This is a genomic window from Nostoc sp. (assembly GCF_036917375.1).
Lineage (GTDB): Bacteria > Cyanobacteriota > Cyanobacteriia > Cyanobacteriales > Nostocaceae > Nostoc.
The window spans coordinates 140,559-157,433 of record NZ_JBALDN010000042.1 but is presented as its reverse complement, the minus strand read 5'-3'; the positions used below and the strand labels follow the sequence as shown (position 1 = coordinate 157,433).

At 40.5% G+C, this 16,875-nt stretch carries 11 protein-coding genes; 3 read left to right on the top strand and 8 right to left on the bottom strand.

Annotation, left to right across the window (positions count from 1 at the left end; translation table 11 throughout):
• Nucleotides 1-21: 21 nt before the first annotated feature.
• The 7 genes from V7K45_RS11190 to V7K45_RS11160 form a co-directional block, all read right to left on the bottom strand.
• Entirely contained in the window at nt 22-975 is a 954-nt protein-coding gene (locus V7K45_RS11190; RefSeq protein WP_335003284.1) for a glycosyltransferase family 2 protein, read from the bottom strand.
• Nucleotides 976-1,097: 122 nt separating this feature from the next.
• On the bottom strand, nt 1,098-2,126 hold the full coding sequence (locus V7K45_RS11185; protein ID WP_334850163.1) for an NAD-dependent epimerase/dehydratase family protein: 1,029 nt from the start codon (nt 2,124-2,126) through the stop codon (nt 1,098-1,100).
• Between the two features lie 790 nt (nt 2,127-2,916).
• On the bottom strand, nt 2,917-4,131 hold the full coding sequence (lhgO, locus tag V7K45_RS11180) for an L-2-hydroxyglutarate oxidase (protein ID WP_334895623.1): 1,215 nt from the start codon (nt 4,129-4,131) through the stop codon (nt 2,917-2,919).
• Between the two features lie 133 nt (nt 4,132-4,264).
• Nucleotides 4,265-5,038, bottom strand: coding sequence for a glucose-1-phosphate cytidylyltransferase (gene rfbF, locus V7K45_RS11175; protein ID WP_335003281.1), 774 nt, complete (start codon nt 5,036-5,038; stop codon nt 4,265-4,267).
• Between the two features lie 326 nt (nt 5,039-5,364).
• Nucleotides 5,365-7,530: a tetratricopeptide repeat protein gene (locus V7K45_RS11170; protein WP_335003279.1), complete on the bottom strand. Its 2,166-nt coding sequence runs from the start codon at nt 7,528-7,530 to the stop codon at nt 5,365-5,367.
• Between the two features lie 57 nt (nt 7,531-7,587).
• Nucleotides 7,588-8,370: a PP2C family serine/threonine-protein phosphatase gene (locus V7K45_RS11165; RefSeq protein WP_335003277.1), complete on the bottom strand. Its 783-nt coding sequence runs from the start codon at nt 8,368-8,370 to the stop codon at nt 7,588-7,590.
• Nucleotides 8,371-8,422: 52 nt separating this feature from the next.
• Nucleotides 8,423-9,097 (bottom strand): vWA domain-containing protein, encoded by a 675-nt coding sequence (locus V7K45_RS11160; RefSeq protein WP_322660910.1) that lies wholly within the window; start codon nt 9,095-9,097, stop codon nt 8,423-8,425.
• 748 nt (nt 9,098-9,845) lie between these two features.
• Between V7K45_RS11160 and V7K45_RS11155 the strand changes: the two genes are divergently transcribed.
• The gene (locus V7K45_RS11155) at nt 9,846-11,231 is read left to right on the top strand and encodes a response regulator (RefSeq protein WP_335003275.1); all 1,386 of its coding nucleotides are present in this window, start codon (nt 9,846-9,848) and stop codon (nt 11,229-11,231) included.
• Nucleotides 11,232-11,504: 273 nt separating this feature from the next.
• On the opposite strand, the gene V7K45_RS11150 is transcribed toward V7K45_RS11155, so the two are convergent.
• On the bottom strand, nt 11,505-12,410 hold the full coding sequence (locus V7K45_RS11150; RefSeq protein ID WP_335003273.1) for a hypothetical protein: 906 nt from the start codon (nt 12,408-12,410) through the stop codon (nt 11,505-11,507).
• A gap of 1,137 nt (nt 12,411-13,547) precedes the next feature.
• Between V7K45_RS11150 and V7K45_RS11145 the strand changes: the two genes are divergently transcribed.
• Complete coding sequence (locus V7K45_RS11145) at nt 13,548-14,045, top strand: hypothetical protein (protein ID WP_335003271.1); 498 nt, start codon at nt 13,548-13,550, stop codon at nt 14,043-14,045.
• Nucleotides 14,046-14,329: 284 nt separating this feature from the next.
• On the top strand, nt 14,330-16,780 hold the full coding sequence (gene pheT / locus V7K45_RS11140; RefSeq protein ID WP_335003269.1) for a phenylalanine--tRNA ligase subunit beta: 2,451 nt from the start codon (nt 14,330-14,332) through the stop codon (nt 16,778-16,780).
• The last annotated feature ends 95 nt before the right edge of the window (nt 16,781-16,875 follow it).

The window sequence follows — 16,875 nt, the reverse complement described above, 5'->3', positions numbered from 1 at the left end:
AACCAATTGATATATTAATGGTTACAGGCTAGTCTCTAGCTGTTTGGGTGGAAAAAGAATTGTCCAAGCTGATATGCTTAACAAACGTAGGTAAGGAATAAATATCTTGATTGTCAATAAAGGCCAACGTTTTAAAGCACCTAATAGGATTTTTAAGTCGGTTTTTTGATGGAAATTTTGCCAAATCATTTCCTGACAAAATTTATGAGGATATCCTACCTTGAGTAGTTTTATATAAACTTCAGGTATGTACGCATATCGCATTTTAAAATTCCATGTTGGATCGAGATCCAAAAGACTAGCGCCCATAGTACATTCTAAATAAGTGTCTTTAGTGACGATGACACTCCCATGAGCAGCGCAAAATGCAGTCCAATATGCTTGAGAGGCCCAATTATTAGTAGCAGATGGCCATTTTTGTAAAGCGCGTTGCACTAAATTTGTGCGATAAATTGCTGCTGATATAAAAAGTACACCACCAAAGTTTTCATTCAGATAACTTTGAAATGTAGTTTTACCATCAACTTTTAGTTCGTCGTTATCACTATTCAACCAGCGTCCAACAACAAGTTGACCTGTTTGTTTTTGACGACCAGAGAAGTTTAAAAACATTAGTGCTAAATCTGAATGTTTTTTAAGTGTTGTTAACACATAATCTAAAGTTCTCTCTTGAATTGGATCGTCATCACCAATTGTCCAAATATATTTACTAGTTGGAGCTTTTAAGCAACAAGCAATATTACCCATTACCCCAATATTTTCACTATTACTATTTGATGTAAATGTGACATTACTAAGAATTGTTTGCCACTTTCTAATGATTTCTTGGGTATTATCTGTAGAACAATTATCAGAAATAAAGATTTCACAGTCAGACTCAAACCCTTTAATAGATTTGGCTAACCAAGTAAGTTGTTTATCTAAAAGCTGGGCACGATTAAATGTAGGGATTGCAATAGTCAGCAATTTATTCATATAGCGATTGATTTACCTTCTGGTTTAACCTTCAAGAGAAATTTCAAATAATTTGATAGATGGAATAAGCCCGAATCAACACTATTTGATTCGGAAGCTTAAATCATTTTTCTGCTGCTAGGCTACTTTTTGTTCCAGAAAAAATCTTTGTCAATTTGTTCTGTACGAATTAGATACTCTAGCTGTTTTAAGCGAGTAAATCCTCTAAACAAGAAAGTATCTTCAGCCATGTGTATTTGACTGAATAAATCAAATAGCTGCTGGGCACCAAGTCGGGCATTCCAATCACATTTAAATCCGGGTAGGATTGTGTTGATTTTCTCGAAGGATACGCGATAGCTGCGGTTATCTGCGCCGTTGTCACCAAAGGACAATTTGCAATCTGGGAAAACATCAGCAATAATTTCTGCGATTTCTTTAACGCGATAGTTATTTGCTGTATCTCCCACGTTGAAGATTTGGTTATGTACAATGTCGCGTGGTGCTTCTAAGGTGCAAACTATTGCTTTGCAAATATCCAATGCGTGGACTAATGGCCGCCAAGGTGTGCCATCACTAATCATTTTGATTTCTTTGCTAGTCCATGCCAACCCTGCTAAGTTGTTTAAAACAATATCGAAGCGCATTCTGGGAGAAGCGCCAAAGGCTGTCGCATTCCGCATAAAAGTGGGAGAGAAGTCATCGTCAGCGAGTGGTCTGACATCTCTTTCTACAAGAGTTTTGCATTCTGCGTAGGCTGTTTGGGGATTAACTGCGGATTCTTCTGTGACATCACCTGCGGTAGCAACACCGTAGACACTGCACGAAGACATATATACGAAGCGACGCACACCCATAGCCTTAGCCAGACTAGCAAGACGAACTGAACCCACATGATTAATTTCGTAGGTAATATTGGGTGCTAATTGTCCGGCTGGGTCGTTGGAGAGTTCCGCCATGTGAACTATGGCTTCAATACCTTCCAAATCATCAGGGGTGATGTTGCGGATATCTTTATTCAGGGTTTTGGGTGTCACTCCACTTGGGTTGTACAGCCAACCAACTTTATAGAAGCCGGTATCTAGACCAATAACTTCATGTCCTCGTTCGATTAACAGAGGCGGTAATAACGAACCTAGATAGCCTTCTGTTCCAGTTACTAATATTTTCATTGTGGTTAATTCCTTTGTATTGTGTTGATGAGTTAAATTCTTCGTTTAGCTGGACGCACAGATGTACTCCCTAGTAGTCTGCCAACCCAAAATTGTTAGGTGAGGGCTGGGAAAAGGGGAAAGGTTAAAGGTTAAAGGTTAAAGGAGTAAACATCTTTTCCCTTTCCCCCTTGCCCTTAAAAGAGCCAAGTTTTCTTGGCGAACTACTAGAGTGTGTTGCATCTAGAAGGGAACCGCTATATTTTTCGTTTGTATGCAATAACTTGACCTCTCTCCAAACCTCTCTCCTAAAAGGAGAGAGGCTTTGAATCTTATACCAATTTGAAAAATGATTACGACAGATGGAAAACTGAAACACTTATCCAATGGATGTTTCACAATCCAAAATCTAAAATCTAAAATCCAAAATGGTATTACCCCTTTTCTTTAGGTTGGAGGTCATTGGACTCAACCCAGAAGCGCTATATATTATAAAGTCATTACATAGTTTGTCGAACCCATTGGGTAGCAGCACTCTATAGCGGTTCTGAATTGATGCACGACACTTTTTTTTGTTGTGGGATGGGTATCTTATACCAATTTGAAAAATGATTGCGACAGATGGAAAACTGAAACACTTATCCAATGGATGTTTCACAATCCAAAATCGTTCGACTGAGCGTAGCCGAAGTCTAAAATCTAAAATCCAAAATGGTATTACCCGTCCCTTGTATTTCGAGGCAAAGAAAGATGCCCACTATACAAGATTCATCCCTTACGTCAGCAGTCCCGGAAATAACAACTATGATATCTATGCAGTGACTACACTCTCTAGATGCGAAAGTTGGGGAATTTCTGCTACAAGCGCTTTGCCGATTTCTAGAGAGGATGTGGCAGCAGGAGAAGGAGCATTGCAAACATGAATGGAGTTTTGACCGGAAACAATCAAAAAGTCGTCTACAAGCTTGCCATCATTCATTAAGGCTTGAGCGCGAACTCCTGCATGGGTGGGAACTAAATCTTCTGCTTGCACTTCGGGAATTAGTTTTTGCAAACTTCTGGTGAAGGCTGCTTTGCTAAAAGAACGAATGATTTCTTGGATGCCTTCATCAGCGTGTTTGGCTGCTAACTTCCAGAAACCGGGATAGGTGATGACTTCCAAAAAATCTCGTAAGTCAAAATCGGTTTTTTTGTAACCTTCGCGTTTGAGGGATAGAACCGCGTTTGGCCCTGCATGAACGCTACCATCAATCATCCGGGTAAAGTGGACACCCAAGAAGGGGAAATCTGGATTGGGAACTGGGTAAATTAATGTCTTTACCAGATAGCGTTTTTCTGGGGTGAGTTCGTAGTATTCTCCCCGGAATGGGACAATTTTGGCTTGGGGTTCAACTTGCCCTAGCTTGGCGGTGCGATCGCTATGCAATCCAGTACAATTAATTACAAAGCGGGTTTCAAAGTTACCCTTGTTTGTTTGCAGTACCTGATTTTTACCACTTGGAGAGATTTTCAGGACTTTTGTATTCAGGTGCAAATCTCCACCCTGCTGTTGAATTAGCTGGGCATATTTCAAACAAACTTGCTTGTAATTAACAATACCAGTTGAAGATACGCGAATCCCACCTACGCATTTTACGTGAGGTTCAATTTCCTTGACTTCTTCGGGGCTAATTCTCTGGACTTCTATGCCATTGTCTAAGCCGCGTTGGTAGAGATTTTCTAAGCGTGGTAGTTCTTGTTCTTCAGTTGCAACAATTACCTTACCACAAACTTCATGGTCAATTCCATGCTCTTGGCAGAATTCTACCATTGAACGAGAACCATCACGACAAAATTTAGCTTTGAAACTCCCTGGCTTGTAATAAATACCAGAATGAATCACCCCGCTATTATTGCCAGTTTGATGAAATGCCCATTGACTCTCTTTTTCTAGTACTAAAATCCGGGCATTGGGATAGCGTTTTCCTAAAGCCAACGCTGTCGAGAGTCCAACTATTCCCCCACCTATAATCGCAAAATCATACATTAGTATTATCGCACTTCAAATTACAGTAAATCTATAAAGTTATTGGGCATGGGGCATTGGGCATTGGGCATTGGTTATTAATTATTCTCCTCTGCTCCCCTGCTCCCCTGCTCCCCTGCTCCCCCAACTCTCCTTACCATACCTTCCAAGGAGCTTGGTTGTTCTTCCACAGCCCTTCAAGATAGTTTTTATCGCGTAAAGTATCCATTGGTTGCCAAAACCCATCATGTCTGAAAGCAGATAGCTGTTCCATATCAGCTAGCTTTTCTAATGGCTCTTGCTCCCATACCGTAGAGTCATCAGCAATTAAGTTGATTACTTCTGGTTCTAACACAAAATAACCGCCATTAATCCAAGCTCCATCACCTTCGGGTTTTTCCCGAAAGCTGGTGATTTTGGTTTGCTCATATCCTAAAGAAATAGCACCAAAACGTCCGGCTGGTTGAACGGCTGTGAGTGTTCCTAAGCTACTTTGTTCTTTGTGAAACTTAACTAGCTCAGTGATATTAATATTACTAACACCATCGCCATAAGTAAAGCAAAAAGTCTCGTTACCAAGATGTTCGCTGATTCGCTTTAAGCGTCCGCCTGTCATTGTATTATCACCCGTATTTACTAAGGTGACGCGCCAGGGTTCTGCATAACCAGAATGCACGTTCATCTGGTTAAAGCGCATGTCAAAGGTAACATCTGACATGTGTAAGAAGTAGTTAGCAAAATATTCTTTAATGATGTAACCTTTATAACCGCAACAAATGATGAAATCATTAATGCCGTGGGCAGAATATGTTTTCATTATGTGCCAAAGAATTGGCTTACCACCAATCTCAACCATCGGCTTGGGTCTAATACTGGTTTCTTCACTGAGGCGTGTACCAAGACCTCCAGCCAAAATCACCGCTTTCATGCAATTACCTCGGAGATTTGTAGGGATATGATTATTTGACTTTTTCGAGATGAAGAGGATGCACTTCAAGGGAGAAAAATGTATTTCTGATTTCTGTTTCTCCGTCAATAATCTAACTGTAATTTCCGATGAAATTATAAAGGTAAGATAAATTAAAATCTTTTCTATATAAAAGCTCTATGAATATCTATAAATACAGAAATAAATTACTTAATTAAATCAAAATGTTACCTATAAAATAACTAGGATTAGCCGACGCTAACCCTAGTCAGGCTTGATTTTTCAATCAAAACCAATAATATGATAGTAATAAAACTTACTTGTTTCTAGTTAGTTTTTTCTACATTACTTGAGCCTTGGAATAAAGGATCGCATTTGTTTTCGATAACTACACACATATTACTGAGTGCTTGTTGATAATTATCCATGTCATCTTGCTCAAGAAATATTTTGGCAGATGCCTGTATATCTTCGACAGCTTTCGCCTGGTTTTTGTTAGATTCACTACCGCCATACTGTGCCAGTTCATAGCGAACCATACCTCGTTTGAGATATGCTTTTGCTAGTTTGGGGCTTAAAGTTAATGCTTGGTTAAAGTCAGCGATCGCTTGATTATATTCTTGCTGATAATTGCTGCTATATTGAGCAATTTGATAATAGACAACACCCCGCTGGAAGTAAGCTTCGGCTTTGGAGACATTAAGTTTTATTGCTTGAGTAAAATCTGCGATCGCTTTTTTGTAAGCTTGTTGAGATTCACCGCTGTATTTAGCCATTTGGGCGCGGACAATCCCGCGTCTGACATAAGCTTCAATTTCATTATTATCCAGACCAATGGCTCGATTATAATCAGCGATCGCTAGATTATATTCTTTATCGGGATCGTTGCTATATTCAGCGAGCATATAGCGGGCATTGCCCCGATTTACCAAAGCTTTGGTTTGATTGGGATTGATTTTCAGAGCTTGGCTATAATCTGTAACTGCTCCTTCGTAGTCTTTCAGGTTGTAGCGGGCATTGCCACGATTTACAATTGCTCTAGCATGTGTCGGTTCTTGTTCAATTGCTTGGCTAAAATTGACAATTGCTTTGTCGTAGTCTCGCTCTTTGTAAGCAATATAACCTTGCTGATAAGAATCAGCGAAGCTGAGTTTATTATTTGGTTGCGAAGACTTAATTGCTTGTTGGGTGTAAGCATTTTGGGAAACCAACGGCTGAGTAAATTTAATCATTACATCTGCATATCCCAATAAACCAAAACCCAGCAAACAACAAATAATCGGGTACAACTTTGACTTTTTGGAAGGTTTATATGAACCGCTGGGAGTCATTATTGGCTGCCAATAATTAGCTAGCTGCGGTGACATGGCTCGCTGGGGAAAATGCGGTGTCTGATTGTAGCGTTTTCTCGCTTTGACTCGCGGTTGGAGATGTTCTCTAGCTTCTATAGCCCGATGTGATGGGAAGGGGTCGCGTCCACCTAATCGCACGGTACGTTCGCACCACGGACAGCTACGCATGTGGTTGTTGTAGCGATGCTGGGGATTTGTCGTACAGGTAATCAGGGAATCTTCGGCTTCAGCGATGGCTGAGAGCCAAGTCTGGGCACTGGGGCGTAGTTGTGGGTTGTTATGACCTTCTTCAAAACAACGGACAAATAATTCCTGTAAGCTGGGATGAAGAATTTCCCAGGGGGGGGCAATGGGTGTCGGCAGGTAGGGTACGTAACGCTTTTGGCTGTAGGTGAAATGACCCGATGCAATGCGGGCTTCGTAAGGTGGTGGCTCAATCGCACCTTGAAAAATCCCCGAAAATGGGTGGGTGCCTTCCATTAAGAGTTGAAATACTAGCACCCCTAACCCAAATAAATCGTGAGAGATTTCGCGATCGTGCTGGGCAAAAGTTTTATTCTGTAGTTCTGGTGGAGTAAACTCTGGTTTACCTACTGGGCAGCGATAAACAACATTGCTGTTTGGGTCGGTTACTTGGAAAGAGTCTGTGTCTATCAAAGTCACCAGTGCTGTATCGCTGACGAGGATATTAGACTCGTTTACATCACCAATGCAATATCCACTAGCGTGCAAAGCGGCAAAAGCTGCCGCCAAGTTACGAGCCGTGCGGAGCAGGTACTGATAGTTGAATAGAGGGCAGTGTTGCCGACGGGTTCTGGGGTTGTAAAAGTCGATGATTGGACGCATTCCCTGAATACGTGGCATCAAAAAGCCCAGGATGCTATTTTTGCCATCTGCCGCCCGTAATAAATCCTCTGGCCAAGCGATAGAGATATGCCCTAAACTCGCCGTGGGGTTTTCTGGCGGGTTGGCAAGCATCGCCTGGAGTTTATCAGCATGAGCAGTGGTTGGCTTGTGGTAAATCTTCGCCACCAAATCGTTATCGGATGGCACTGCATAAACACAAGCTTCACCGCCACGTCCCAAACTGACATTGAGACTGAGGATTTCTTTTCTGGGGGAACAACGTAGTACCTGCATAATGAAATTACCGCTAACGGAAGTTATTGTAAGATGTGAAACCTGTAAATCAATTGCTCATGAGTCGTTGAATGCGGCTATAATGAGTGTTAAATCATCATCAGTGCGTTGCGTAATCCGCTCTGAGCGTAGAAATTTTACCAATTGCTCCTTCGCTTCTGTCTTATCCTCGGTATTGGCGACAAATTCAAACAGCGGAAAAAAGAATGGTTTGTGAGGTTCGCCAACAACCATATTCAAAGCCAGCATTTGTAATCCGTCGGTGATGATACCAACGTTTACTATGTCTGTGCGCCATAATCTCATTTGTGCTGTATCTAAGGCATTAGGCGAAGTTAAAAAAGTAGTTTCGTTAATGTATTCACCACTGTCAGGCATAGTTAATGCCAGCAGGTTGCCCAAACGATCTTTTGCCACTGCCAAACCATCACCTATCTGAACTACAGCTACAACTTCTGGTGTGGCAACCAGCATAATTAAGGTAGTTGCTAAATCTTGAGGCTGTTTGTCACAAGTAGCCGCCTCATCTTCCACAGCTTTTTTGGCGGCGAATATGGCATCATTTAAGAGCGATCGCACCAATGTATCATCAGTCAAATTTTTTCGGGTCAGCCCTTTGGTAGAAATGTTTTCTATTGCTGTCTCCACAGCAACCATCGCCCCCACTTTCCCAAGACTAGCAGAACCCGCGCCATCTGCTGCGGCTGCCACTAAAACATTATCTGACAATATTTGCCAGTGATGAGCATCCTGACATAATTGATTGTTTTTTAAGTGACTTGTACCACATACAGATGCAGCCACAATCCGCCATTGAGCAATCTGTTTTGATATATTCATAAATTTTTTTTTCAAGCAGCTAGCTGTGTAAACATCAAGCTGCGATTTTTCATTAAACAGTTCCCCAACCAATCGGCGGTAGTGCTACCTGTTCGTCTACTTGTGAATGAGAAACAGCCGACATACTAGTTGACAGCCAGACAAACATCTCGATAAAATTTAATCCTTTAAGCTTTAAGGGAGTACGTACAGTTATTTGATTTAAACGCGTCATATTCGCATTTTCTACTCCAACTGTAAAGAATGCTACCCGCTTGTTCGCCTCGTCTCCCTGTAGACGCTGGGATGCTTGCTCTACCACTTGCTCTAATTCACCTTGGGGTTCTCCATCGGTAATCATAAATACCCAAGGACGATAGTAAGCAATCCCGTTGGCACGATACTGAGATTTCCGCTCTTGAATTATGTCCAAAGCTTTATGAATTCCCGCACCCATTGTAGTCAAGCCTTGAGCTGTCAAAATCGGCGGATTGAATTGATCGGCAGTCACAAAGTCTTGTACTACATTGATATTACTGTCAAAAGTGACGATCGCCACTTCCACCCGTCTGGCGGCTAAAGAATTTTTAACTAATTCATCCTTTAAGCTTAATAAACCTTGATTTAAAGCCTCAATCGGCTCTCCTTGCATCGACCCAGATGTGTCTAATAAAAGTACACAAGGACAACGGGGTTCTGGGTTCTCAGCAAATTCTACTACTTCATCAAGTCTTAATGTATCATGCATAACTTTTTGTGTTATGTTAAAGTCCAAAGCTTTATTTCCCTTTGCTCAGAGTATATAGTTTCAATCGCCGAGGCGACTACAGAATATAGTATCTATTGGTAGATGCTCTAATCTTTATTAAACAAATTATTTTCATGAAGTTCTCTATATATTTAAGATGAACTTGAGTACAGCTTAGTTTAGCAAAAAAGAGTTTATCAAAACCCAGCATTACCTGTTGTAATGTATCTACCAAAAAGTTATATCCATATAAACCTACAGTACAATAAATACGTAAACTTTCCTAGATAAGTTTTTAAAGATTTTATGTAGAAGAATGGTTTTTTTAAGGAAAAGTAATTAACCATAATTAAGCTCGTTAACTCTAGAAGTATACCAGTGTAACTACGCGAACTTGGAATCAAATTTGCTTCTTGAAGTGAGTGGGCATAAATAAACGTCATTATTAAGGTTTTCACTCAAGAGTTGTCAGTAATTAGTAAAATCCAGAATTAACCAATATCTACTGATAATCCAGCTATGATAGATGCTTACCTTTATTCATACCTACTTGCTTGTTGAGATAGATTAAGTAAAATGTGCTAAATGTAACAAAGGACTTAGGCGCCTTACAATTTTTAATATATGTACATATTTTCAAATAAATAATTTGTGGGTAGAAAAATATTACAAAGAAGAGAATACTTTATAACTGATATTTTCAATCTACAAATGTTCGGTTGTTGATTCCGCAAAAAACTTGAAAAATATGAATAACTCAGGTACATTCACCAAACTACGTCCTCTAAGTTTGTTAAGACAATTATCCAATTGTTTCGACAGTACTTGTTTACAAGTATTGAGTAACTCAGTTGCTTGGTCGATTTACTTAGAACAGGGCAAAATAACTTACGCTACCCATTCCGTGGAACCCTTTGATCGATTAGAACGCCATTTGCGACGCCTCAGCCAGCAAATTCCACTCCTGACTAATGAGGTTCGCCATCAAGTACGGCTGATGTTTGAACCTGACTCACACAGTCAGTTCATCAAAGATGACATTAATTCCAGAAGCCACCCTCCTGAGTATCAGGCGATATCTTGGCTTGTTAGTCAACAACATCTACATTCTACACAAGCAGCAGTACTGGTTCAAGAATTAGTTAAAGAGGTAATTGAATCATTTTTACTTATCAAAGAAGGTACTTATGAATTAACAGAACCAATTGATAGAATGCCAAAAATTTGCAGGCTAGGTGTAGAAAGAATTCTAGAATATTGCCAAGTAAGATTACAGAATTGGCAGGCTTTTGTACCTAAAATTTCTTCTCCCTATCAACGTCCATATCTGTTGATTAACAGCAAATTTGACGATCGAGATTTACCCAATTTACAGCCAGATTTAATTAACTGGATGAAGGGTTTTAGCCTGTGTCATCTGGCTGTAATTTTGAATCAAGATGAAATTCAACTAGCTCGCAATTTATACCCTTACATCCTTAAGGGTGCGATTATCTTCCATGAACCCGATCCACCTTACGATAAGTTACCTAAGATTTTTGAGGAGCAATCGCTTTTCTCAAAATTGATTTCCGGGTTAGTTAGCACCAAACAAGAACTAAGTAACACTGTCAATTCTTATTCAAATATTCCTGAAGAGAAAATAGTTCCTGTTCAGCGATTACCACAGATTTCTACTCCTTCCAAAGAAAACTTTCAAGAACCAACAATATCAAATAACATAAATTCTGCTTCCCAAATAGTAACGGCTGCTACTGTAACAGTAAAAAAAGTCCACAAAATCGTTTCTGTAGATGATAGCCCTACAATTCTTAAAGAAATCAGTTATTTCTTAGAAAATGAAAATTTTTCTGTAGTGACTATTAACGATCCGGTGAAAGCCGTTTTGTCAATTATAAGGCACAAACCGGATTTAATTTTGTTGGATTTAAACATGCTAGGAATTGATGGCTATGAGTTGTGCCGAATTATACGAAATAATTCACTATTTCAAAATACTCCTATTATCTTTGTCACTGGGAATAAAGGAATCGTAGACAAAGTAAAAGCGAAATTAGTCGGGGCATCCGGATATCTAACTAAACCGTTTACTCGTGCCGAATTACTGAAGATAGTTTTTATGCATTTGACTTAAATTAACTACGTAATTCGTAATTTGTAATTAGAAGAATCTGTAGCTTACCCACTACTTTTCAAAGGGTAATACTTCTGGGTTAATTACAGATTGAAATTTTTGAAGTGCTAGAAGGTTAATTCTTGCACCGCTCAATGAGAGCAATGTCAACTGCAAAGCTTAACCCAGAAGTATTGTATTCAAAATGTAATTAACTCAAGTTGGCAAAAAGGCCTATTGCCACAATAGACAGGCTTACCGATGCAAAAACTGGCTCCTGTTTGCTACAAACTTTTAGGCTATGGTAGAGAAATCATAATTTGGGTTGTTGTAGCCTGGATTTGATATGGCGGATGTTACAAGGTCAGAACTGCTGAGTAAACTCCTGATATCAGTTCCTATATCTTGGCTGAGTGTAGTGCTACCTAGCGATATCAGTTCGCCACTAACAGAGAAATTCCAGCCTTCATTACCAACGAGTGTTTTGTCATCACCACTGGCTTCAATCCGGTTTCCAAGGAGATTGCTGTTAGTTACATTGGCAGTGTTGCCACTACCAAGGATATCGTTTTTACTACCAGGTAGTGTATTAGCATTACCAAAGATGTCGTTGTTATTGCTTAAGTTCCAGTTACCGTTACCGTTGGTTGTGCTATCGCTACCAAAGCCCCAGTTGCCATTACCTTCGGTTTTGCCGCCATCACCGTAGTTCCAGTTACCGTTACCATTGGTTGTGTTACCGCTACCAAAATTCCAGTTACCATTACCGTCGGTTGTGTTGTTACTACCATATAGCCAGTTACCGTTACCTTGGCCACTGTTACCGATAGCATTTGCAACATCTAAGTTTTGAATATCAGATATCCAGTTGTCGCTCTTATAAGGTACAGGTTGACCGTTGCCAGTTTCAGGTAGGTTGCTACCACTTTCCTTGGAGGGGGGAGTGTTGCCAAATGGTAAGTTACCAGGGAGATTGCCGCTACTACCAGATGCGTTACCACTAGATGCGCCACCACCGATGAAGGAAGCGAAAGTATTACTACCACTAGCAGCGCCACCAAAACTACTGCCACCATCTAAACTGCTGCCATCGGTAGACTGCCATTTGCCATCACTGAAAGAAAAATTGCCATTACCAGTTGAACTGTTGCTAGTACTTTGTGAGCCAACAGTTTGATTGCTATTGTCAGAAGTTGCCATTAGAATTAAACTCCATTACTCAAACTGAAATACCTCTATCAAGAGGAATATAAACGACATAAATGAAAGCATTTTTTTACTTTCATTTTCAAGAAAAAATATTAATAAAAACAGTAAGCACCATCTTTATTAAAAGTGTATAAAATCAGATATACATTTAAAATGAACAAAATTTCGATTGGATTGCCTATTTTTTAGATTGGATTGCCTATTCTTTCGATATTGTTGAGTTAGATTTCAGCAGATTGCCAGAGAATCTTTATAGTGAAAGCTTTAGAGGCAGTTTTTACAGTTATTTTTTCAGAGCGAATAGAGCAAATTTATCTTTTTGGAGTTCTACAACACAATGCAATATAATTACACTACAAAAAAGAGTTAAGTGTAATTTTTGTAGTCTATTGAGTGAGAAAATATTACTTGTGAGGTTTTATCGAGTTTGATCGCCAGAGTAAATGTATCTAAATTACTCGCGATCGCAACCAATATTAAGAACCAACGAAAAAATCAGCATTTCTCATTTGATTTATTTTCCAAGTCTCAAAGCCATGTCTACGATGGGCTACGCCTTGTGAAATCGTAATCATTGCTCATCGCAAAAAACTGGGCTTGTTGAGAACAGAGAAAAAATAATGTCCCTTTTACATAATGTAATAATTGCTAAACTATGGACTAATAATGCTAAAAAGTAAAACTAGAGTGAATATTCAAGATAAATTAAGCAACGCATTCTTGGAAAAGCGCTGTTGGAGTTTTTAAAATCAGCAAAAAGCTTGTGTATTGAGATTGCTAGTTTTATGGGATTTTAGCTCAAGCGTGAGAAACCAAACGGCTCTCAATCGTAATGGTTATCCAAGAAGCGATGTCTATGATGGTCACTGACTTGTACTGAGCGCAGCCGTTGGCGCAGCCTCTCGCAGAGAAGTAGCTTGTCGTACCACTTGCCTACGGCACGCTGCCCGAACGTGGAAGCAAGCTACGCGCAGCGTCTCGTAGAGAAGTGCGGGCTGCGCCTACGCCCAAAAGTTAGCTAATTGCCTTTTGTCTTTTAAAGCTTCACTCTCGCAGAAAACAGAATAATTTATAAGTCTGCTTTCTGGCTGAACTAATAATAAAATTCCTAACTATGGAGTATAAGAAATGAAAAGTGTAGTAAGTGCAGCAGTTATATTAACATTGATTAGTGGAGCAAATTGTCTTCCTAGCTATGGAATATTATCAAATATCAAGCCTTCCAGCATAGAAGTTAAATCAATTCCTCAAGGTAATCATCAACAATTGATGGCGAGAGTTGGAACTACTTTAAATACTCCATTTTATCTTAGATATGGAAGGACAGCTTACCTCCCCACTGAAAATATTGAAATCAAATTTTCAAAAGTTATCCAGGATTCTCGGTGTCCTTCTGATGTAACTTGTATTTGGCAAGGTCAAGTTATTATTGGATTAGACATCATAAAAAATGGTCAGCAAGTTTCAACATTAACGCTAACCCTTGTCCCAGGTCGTGATGCTTTACCAATTCAATTTTTAGATAAATATTCGGTGAGATTGATAGAAGTTTCCCCGTACCCAAATAGCAAAAAGGCGATCGCGCTCAAAGACTACATTGTTAAAATTGTTGTTAGTAAACCGTAGATGACCAACCTTTGACACGCTTTTGTCTGAAACAAAACACCCGGATTTCTCACAAGCGAGAAATCCGGGCGTATGTAGTTTAACGTCAAAATCAACCAAATAAAAATAATGTCTTACTTCCCTGCGTAGATACATTCTCAGTATTTACTTAATTTTTACATTGCCAGTCTAACGTAGTAGGATTGTTCAAGTGAAAGGGTACACCTTGCAGAGCGAGTAGCCATCGAGCGCTTCTTGCACCCTAAAATAAGAGCAAAAGACGATTCCTAAAACAAGCACACTCCATGCGTATTTCTCTAAATTGGCTGCGCGAACTAGTAGAGATAAAACTTAGTCCAGAAGAATTAGCCGAAACCTTGACAATGGCGGGGTTTGAGGTAGAAGAGATTGAAGACCGCCGCACTTGGGCAAATGGCGTGGTTATCGGCAAAGTGCTTGAGCGTCAACCCCATCCCAACGCCGATAAATTGAGTGTTTGCCAAGTGGATATCGGTACAGGTGAGATTTTAAATATTGTCTGTGGCGCTGCCAATGTGAAGGCAGATATCTATGTCCCAGTGGCAACTACGGGTACTTACTTACCCAAAATTGATTTAAAAATTAAACCTGCAAAACTACGTGGTGTCCCATCTCAGGGCATGATTTGTTCTTTAAAGGAACTCGGTTTGCCCACCGATGTAGACGGAATCCATATTTTTACCCAGGAAAATTTACCATTGGGTAGTGATGTCCGGCCTTTGTTGGGTTTAGATGATGTAATTTTAGACCTGACTGCAACTGCCAACCGCGCTGATGCTCTGAGTATGGTAGGTGTAGCCAGAGAAGTAGCAGCTTTAACTGGTGGAAAGTTGAGCATTCCTGAACCGGCTGAAGTCTCTATTCCCAAAAATGCCGGAAATTTAGCTTTAAAAATTGCCGATACCCAAGCTTGTCCTGCATACATCGGTACGGTAATTGAACAGGTCAAAATTGCTCCATCTCCCGAATGGCTGCAACAGCGTTTGCGGGCGGCTGGGGTACGTCCCATCAGTAATGTGGTAGACATTACTAACTACGTTTTGTTGGAATGGGGACAACCACTGCACGCTTTTGATGGCGATCGCCTAAAATCTGTTGCAGGTGGTGAAAATTTAACCATCGGCGTTCGCTTCGTCAATAATGGAGAATCGCTCAAAACTCTGGATGGACAAACTCGCACCCTAACAATCCAAAATTTGTTAATCACCGCTAACGAAAAACCCGTTGCATTGGCGGGAGTCATGGGTGGAGAAGAAACAGAAGTCCATCAAGGTACTCAAAGCCTAGTTTTAGAAGCAGCTTTATTTGATTCCGTGGTAATTCGCCGTTCTTCTCGCAGCGTGGGGTTAAGAAGTGAGGCTTCTGGCAGATACGAACGGGGAGTTAACCGGGCTGAATTGGAAATAGCTAATCGCCGCGCCTTATCCTTAATTAGCGAATTAGCGAGTGGAATTATTGTCCAGCAAGAAATTGCCGACACCCGCCCCGATCCGTCTACCTGGAGTCGTTCTATCGCCCTGCGTTTAGAACGAGTTAATCAAATATTGGGGCCCATCGATTTGGAAGAGGACACAGGTGAACTCCAAGGACAAGATGTTGAGCGCATCCTGACTGCATTGGGGTGTCAGTTAACTTCTTCAGGAGAAGATAGTAGCCATCACCCTACATGGTCAGTTTCCGTCCCACCCTATCGTTACCGCGACTTAGAGCGAGAAATTGATTTAATTGAAGAAATTGCCCGTCTTTATGGTTACAACAAATTCTGCGATACTTTACCAGAAAAAGCGGAAGCTGGTTATCTGCCTTTAGATGAGGAATTGATTCGCAAATTACGAGCTTTCCTCCGGGCTGAAGGGTTGACAGAATTAATCCACTATTCTTTAGTCAAACCAGGAGAAGACAGAAATATAGTACTGTCAAATCCCTTATTTGTCGAATATTCAGCGCTGCGAACCGATTTGATCTCTGGGTTAATTGATGCTTTTCAATACAATTTAGAGCAGGGTAATGGTGCGCTGAACGGTTTTGAAATCGGGCAAATTTTCTGGCAAGAAGAAGACGGTTTGCAAGAAACAGAAGCGCTGGCGGGAATTATCGGAGGCGATCGCACCCTTGGTAAATGGTCAAAAAGTGGACGCGAAGAACCCATCACCTGGTTTGAAGCCAAAGGCATTTTAGAAAGTGTATTTCGGCAACTTAGCTTGCAAATCGAATTTCAACCCGATCGCCGCGACGATCGCTTACATCCAGGACGCACCGCTTCCTTGTGGATTCGGGGTAACAGACTGGGAATTTTTGGGCAACTCCATCCCCAACTAAGGCGAGAAAAAGGTTTACCAGATTCCGTTTATGTTTTCCAGTTGGATCTAGATGTGCTTTTAGATTCTCTGGGAGAAGATGAAATTCTCATTCCTACATTCCAGCCTTATTCTACATATCCAGCTAGCGATCGCGACATCGCCTTTTTCGCACCCGTGAAAATCTCAGTTGTCGAAATTGAAAAAGTAATTACCAAAGCTGGTAAAGATTTGCTCGAATCTGTGGAATTATTTGATGAATATCGGGGTGAAAACGTCCCCGATGGACAGCGGAGTTTAGCATTCCGCTTAATTTATCGGGCAAGCGATCGTACTCTTACTGAGGCTGAAGTCGAACCAGTACATAATAAAGTCCGCGAAGCCTTGGTAGAAAAATTCGGCGTCAACTTGAGAAGTTAGTCATTTGTCGTTTGTCATTTGCTAGGAGTGAGAAATTAATCATTTCTTACTCCCCGATGCACTGACTGCAAAATCTAAAATCTAAAATCCAAAAT

Excerpts from the sequence above, each read along its gene's own strand:
- V7K45_RS11185 (WP_334850163.1), bottom strand. The coding sequence starts at position 2,126 with ATGAAAATATTAGTAACTGGAACAGAAGGCTATCTAGGTTCGTTATTA.
- V7K45_RS11155 (WP_335003275.1), top strand. The coding sequence starts at position 9,846 with ATGAATAACTCAGGTACATTCACCAAACTACGTCCTCTAAGTTTGTTA.
- rfbF (WP_335003281.1), bottom strand. The coding sequence starts at position 5,038 with ATGAAAGCGGTGATTTTGGCTGGAGGTCTTGGTACACGCCTCAGTGAA.
- V7K45_RS11160 (WP_322660910.1), bottom strand. The coding sequence starts at position 9,097 with ATGCATGATACATTAAGACTTGATGAAGTAGTAGAATTTGCTGAGAAC.
- pheT (WP_335003269.1), top strand. The coding sequence starts at position 14,330 with ATGCGTATTTCTCTAAATTGGCTGCGCGAACTAGTAGAGATAAAACTT.
- V7K45_RS11165 (WP_335003277.1), bottom strand. The coding sequence starts at position 8,370 with ATGAATATATCAAAACAGATTGCTCAATGGCGGATTGTGGCTGCATCT.
- V7K45_RS11145 (WP_335003271.1), top strand. The coding sequence starts at position 13,548 with ATGAAAAGTGTAGTAAGTGCAGCAGTTATATTAACATTGATTAGTGGA.
- V7K45_RS11170 (WP_335003279.1), bottom strand. The coding sequence starts at position 7,530 with ATGCAGGTACTACGTTGTTCCCCCAGAAAAGAAATCCTCAGTCTCAAT.
- V7K45_RS11190 (WP_335003284.1), bottom strand. The coding sequence starts at position 975 with ATGAATAAATTGCTGACTATTGCAATCCCTACATTTAATCGTGCCCAG.
- lhgO (WP_334895623.1), bottom strand. The coding sequence starts at position 4,131 with ATGTATGATTTTGCGATTATAGGTGGGGGAATAGTTGGACTCTCGACA.
- V7K45_RS11150 (WP_335003273.1), bottom strand. The coding sequence starts at position 12,410 with ATGGCAACTTCTGACAATAGCAATCAAACTGTTGGCTCACAAAGTACT.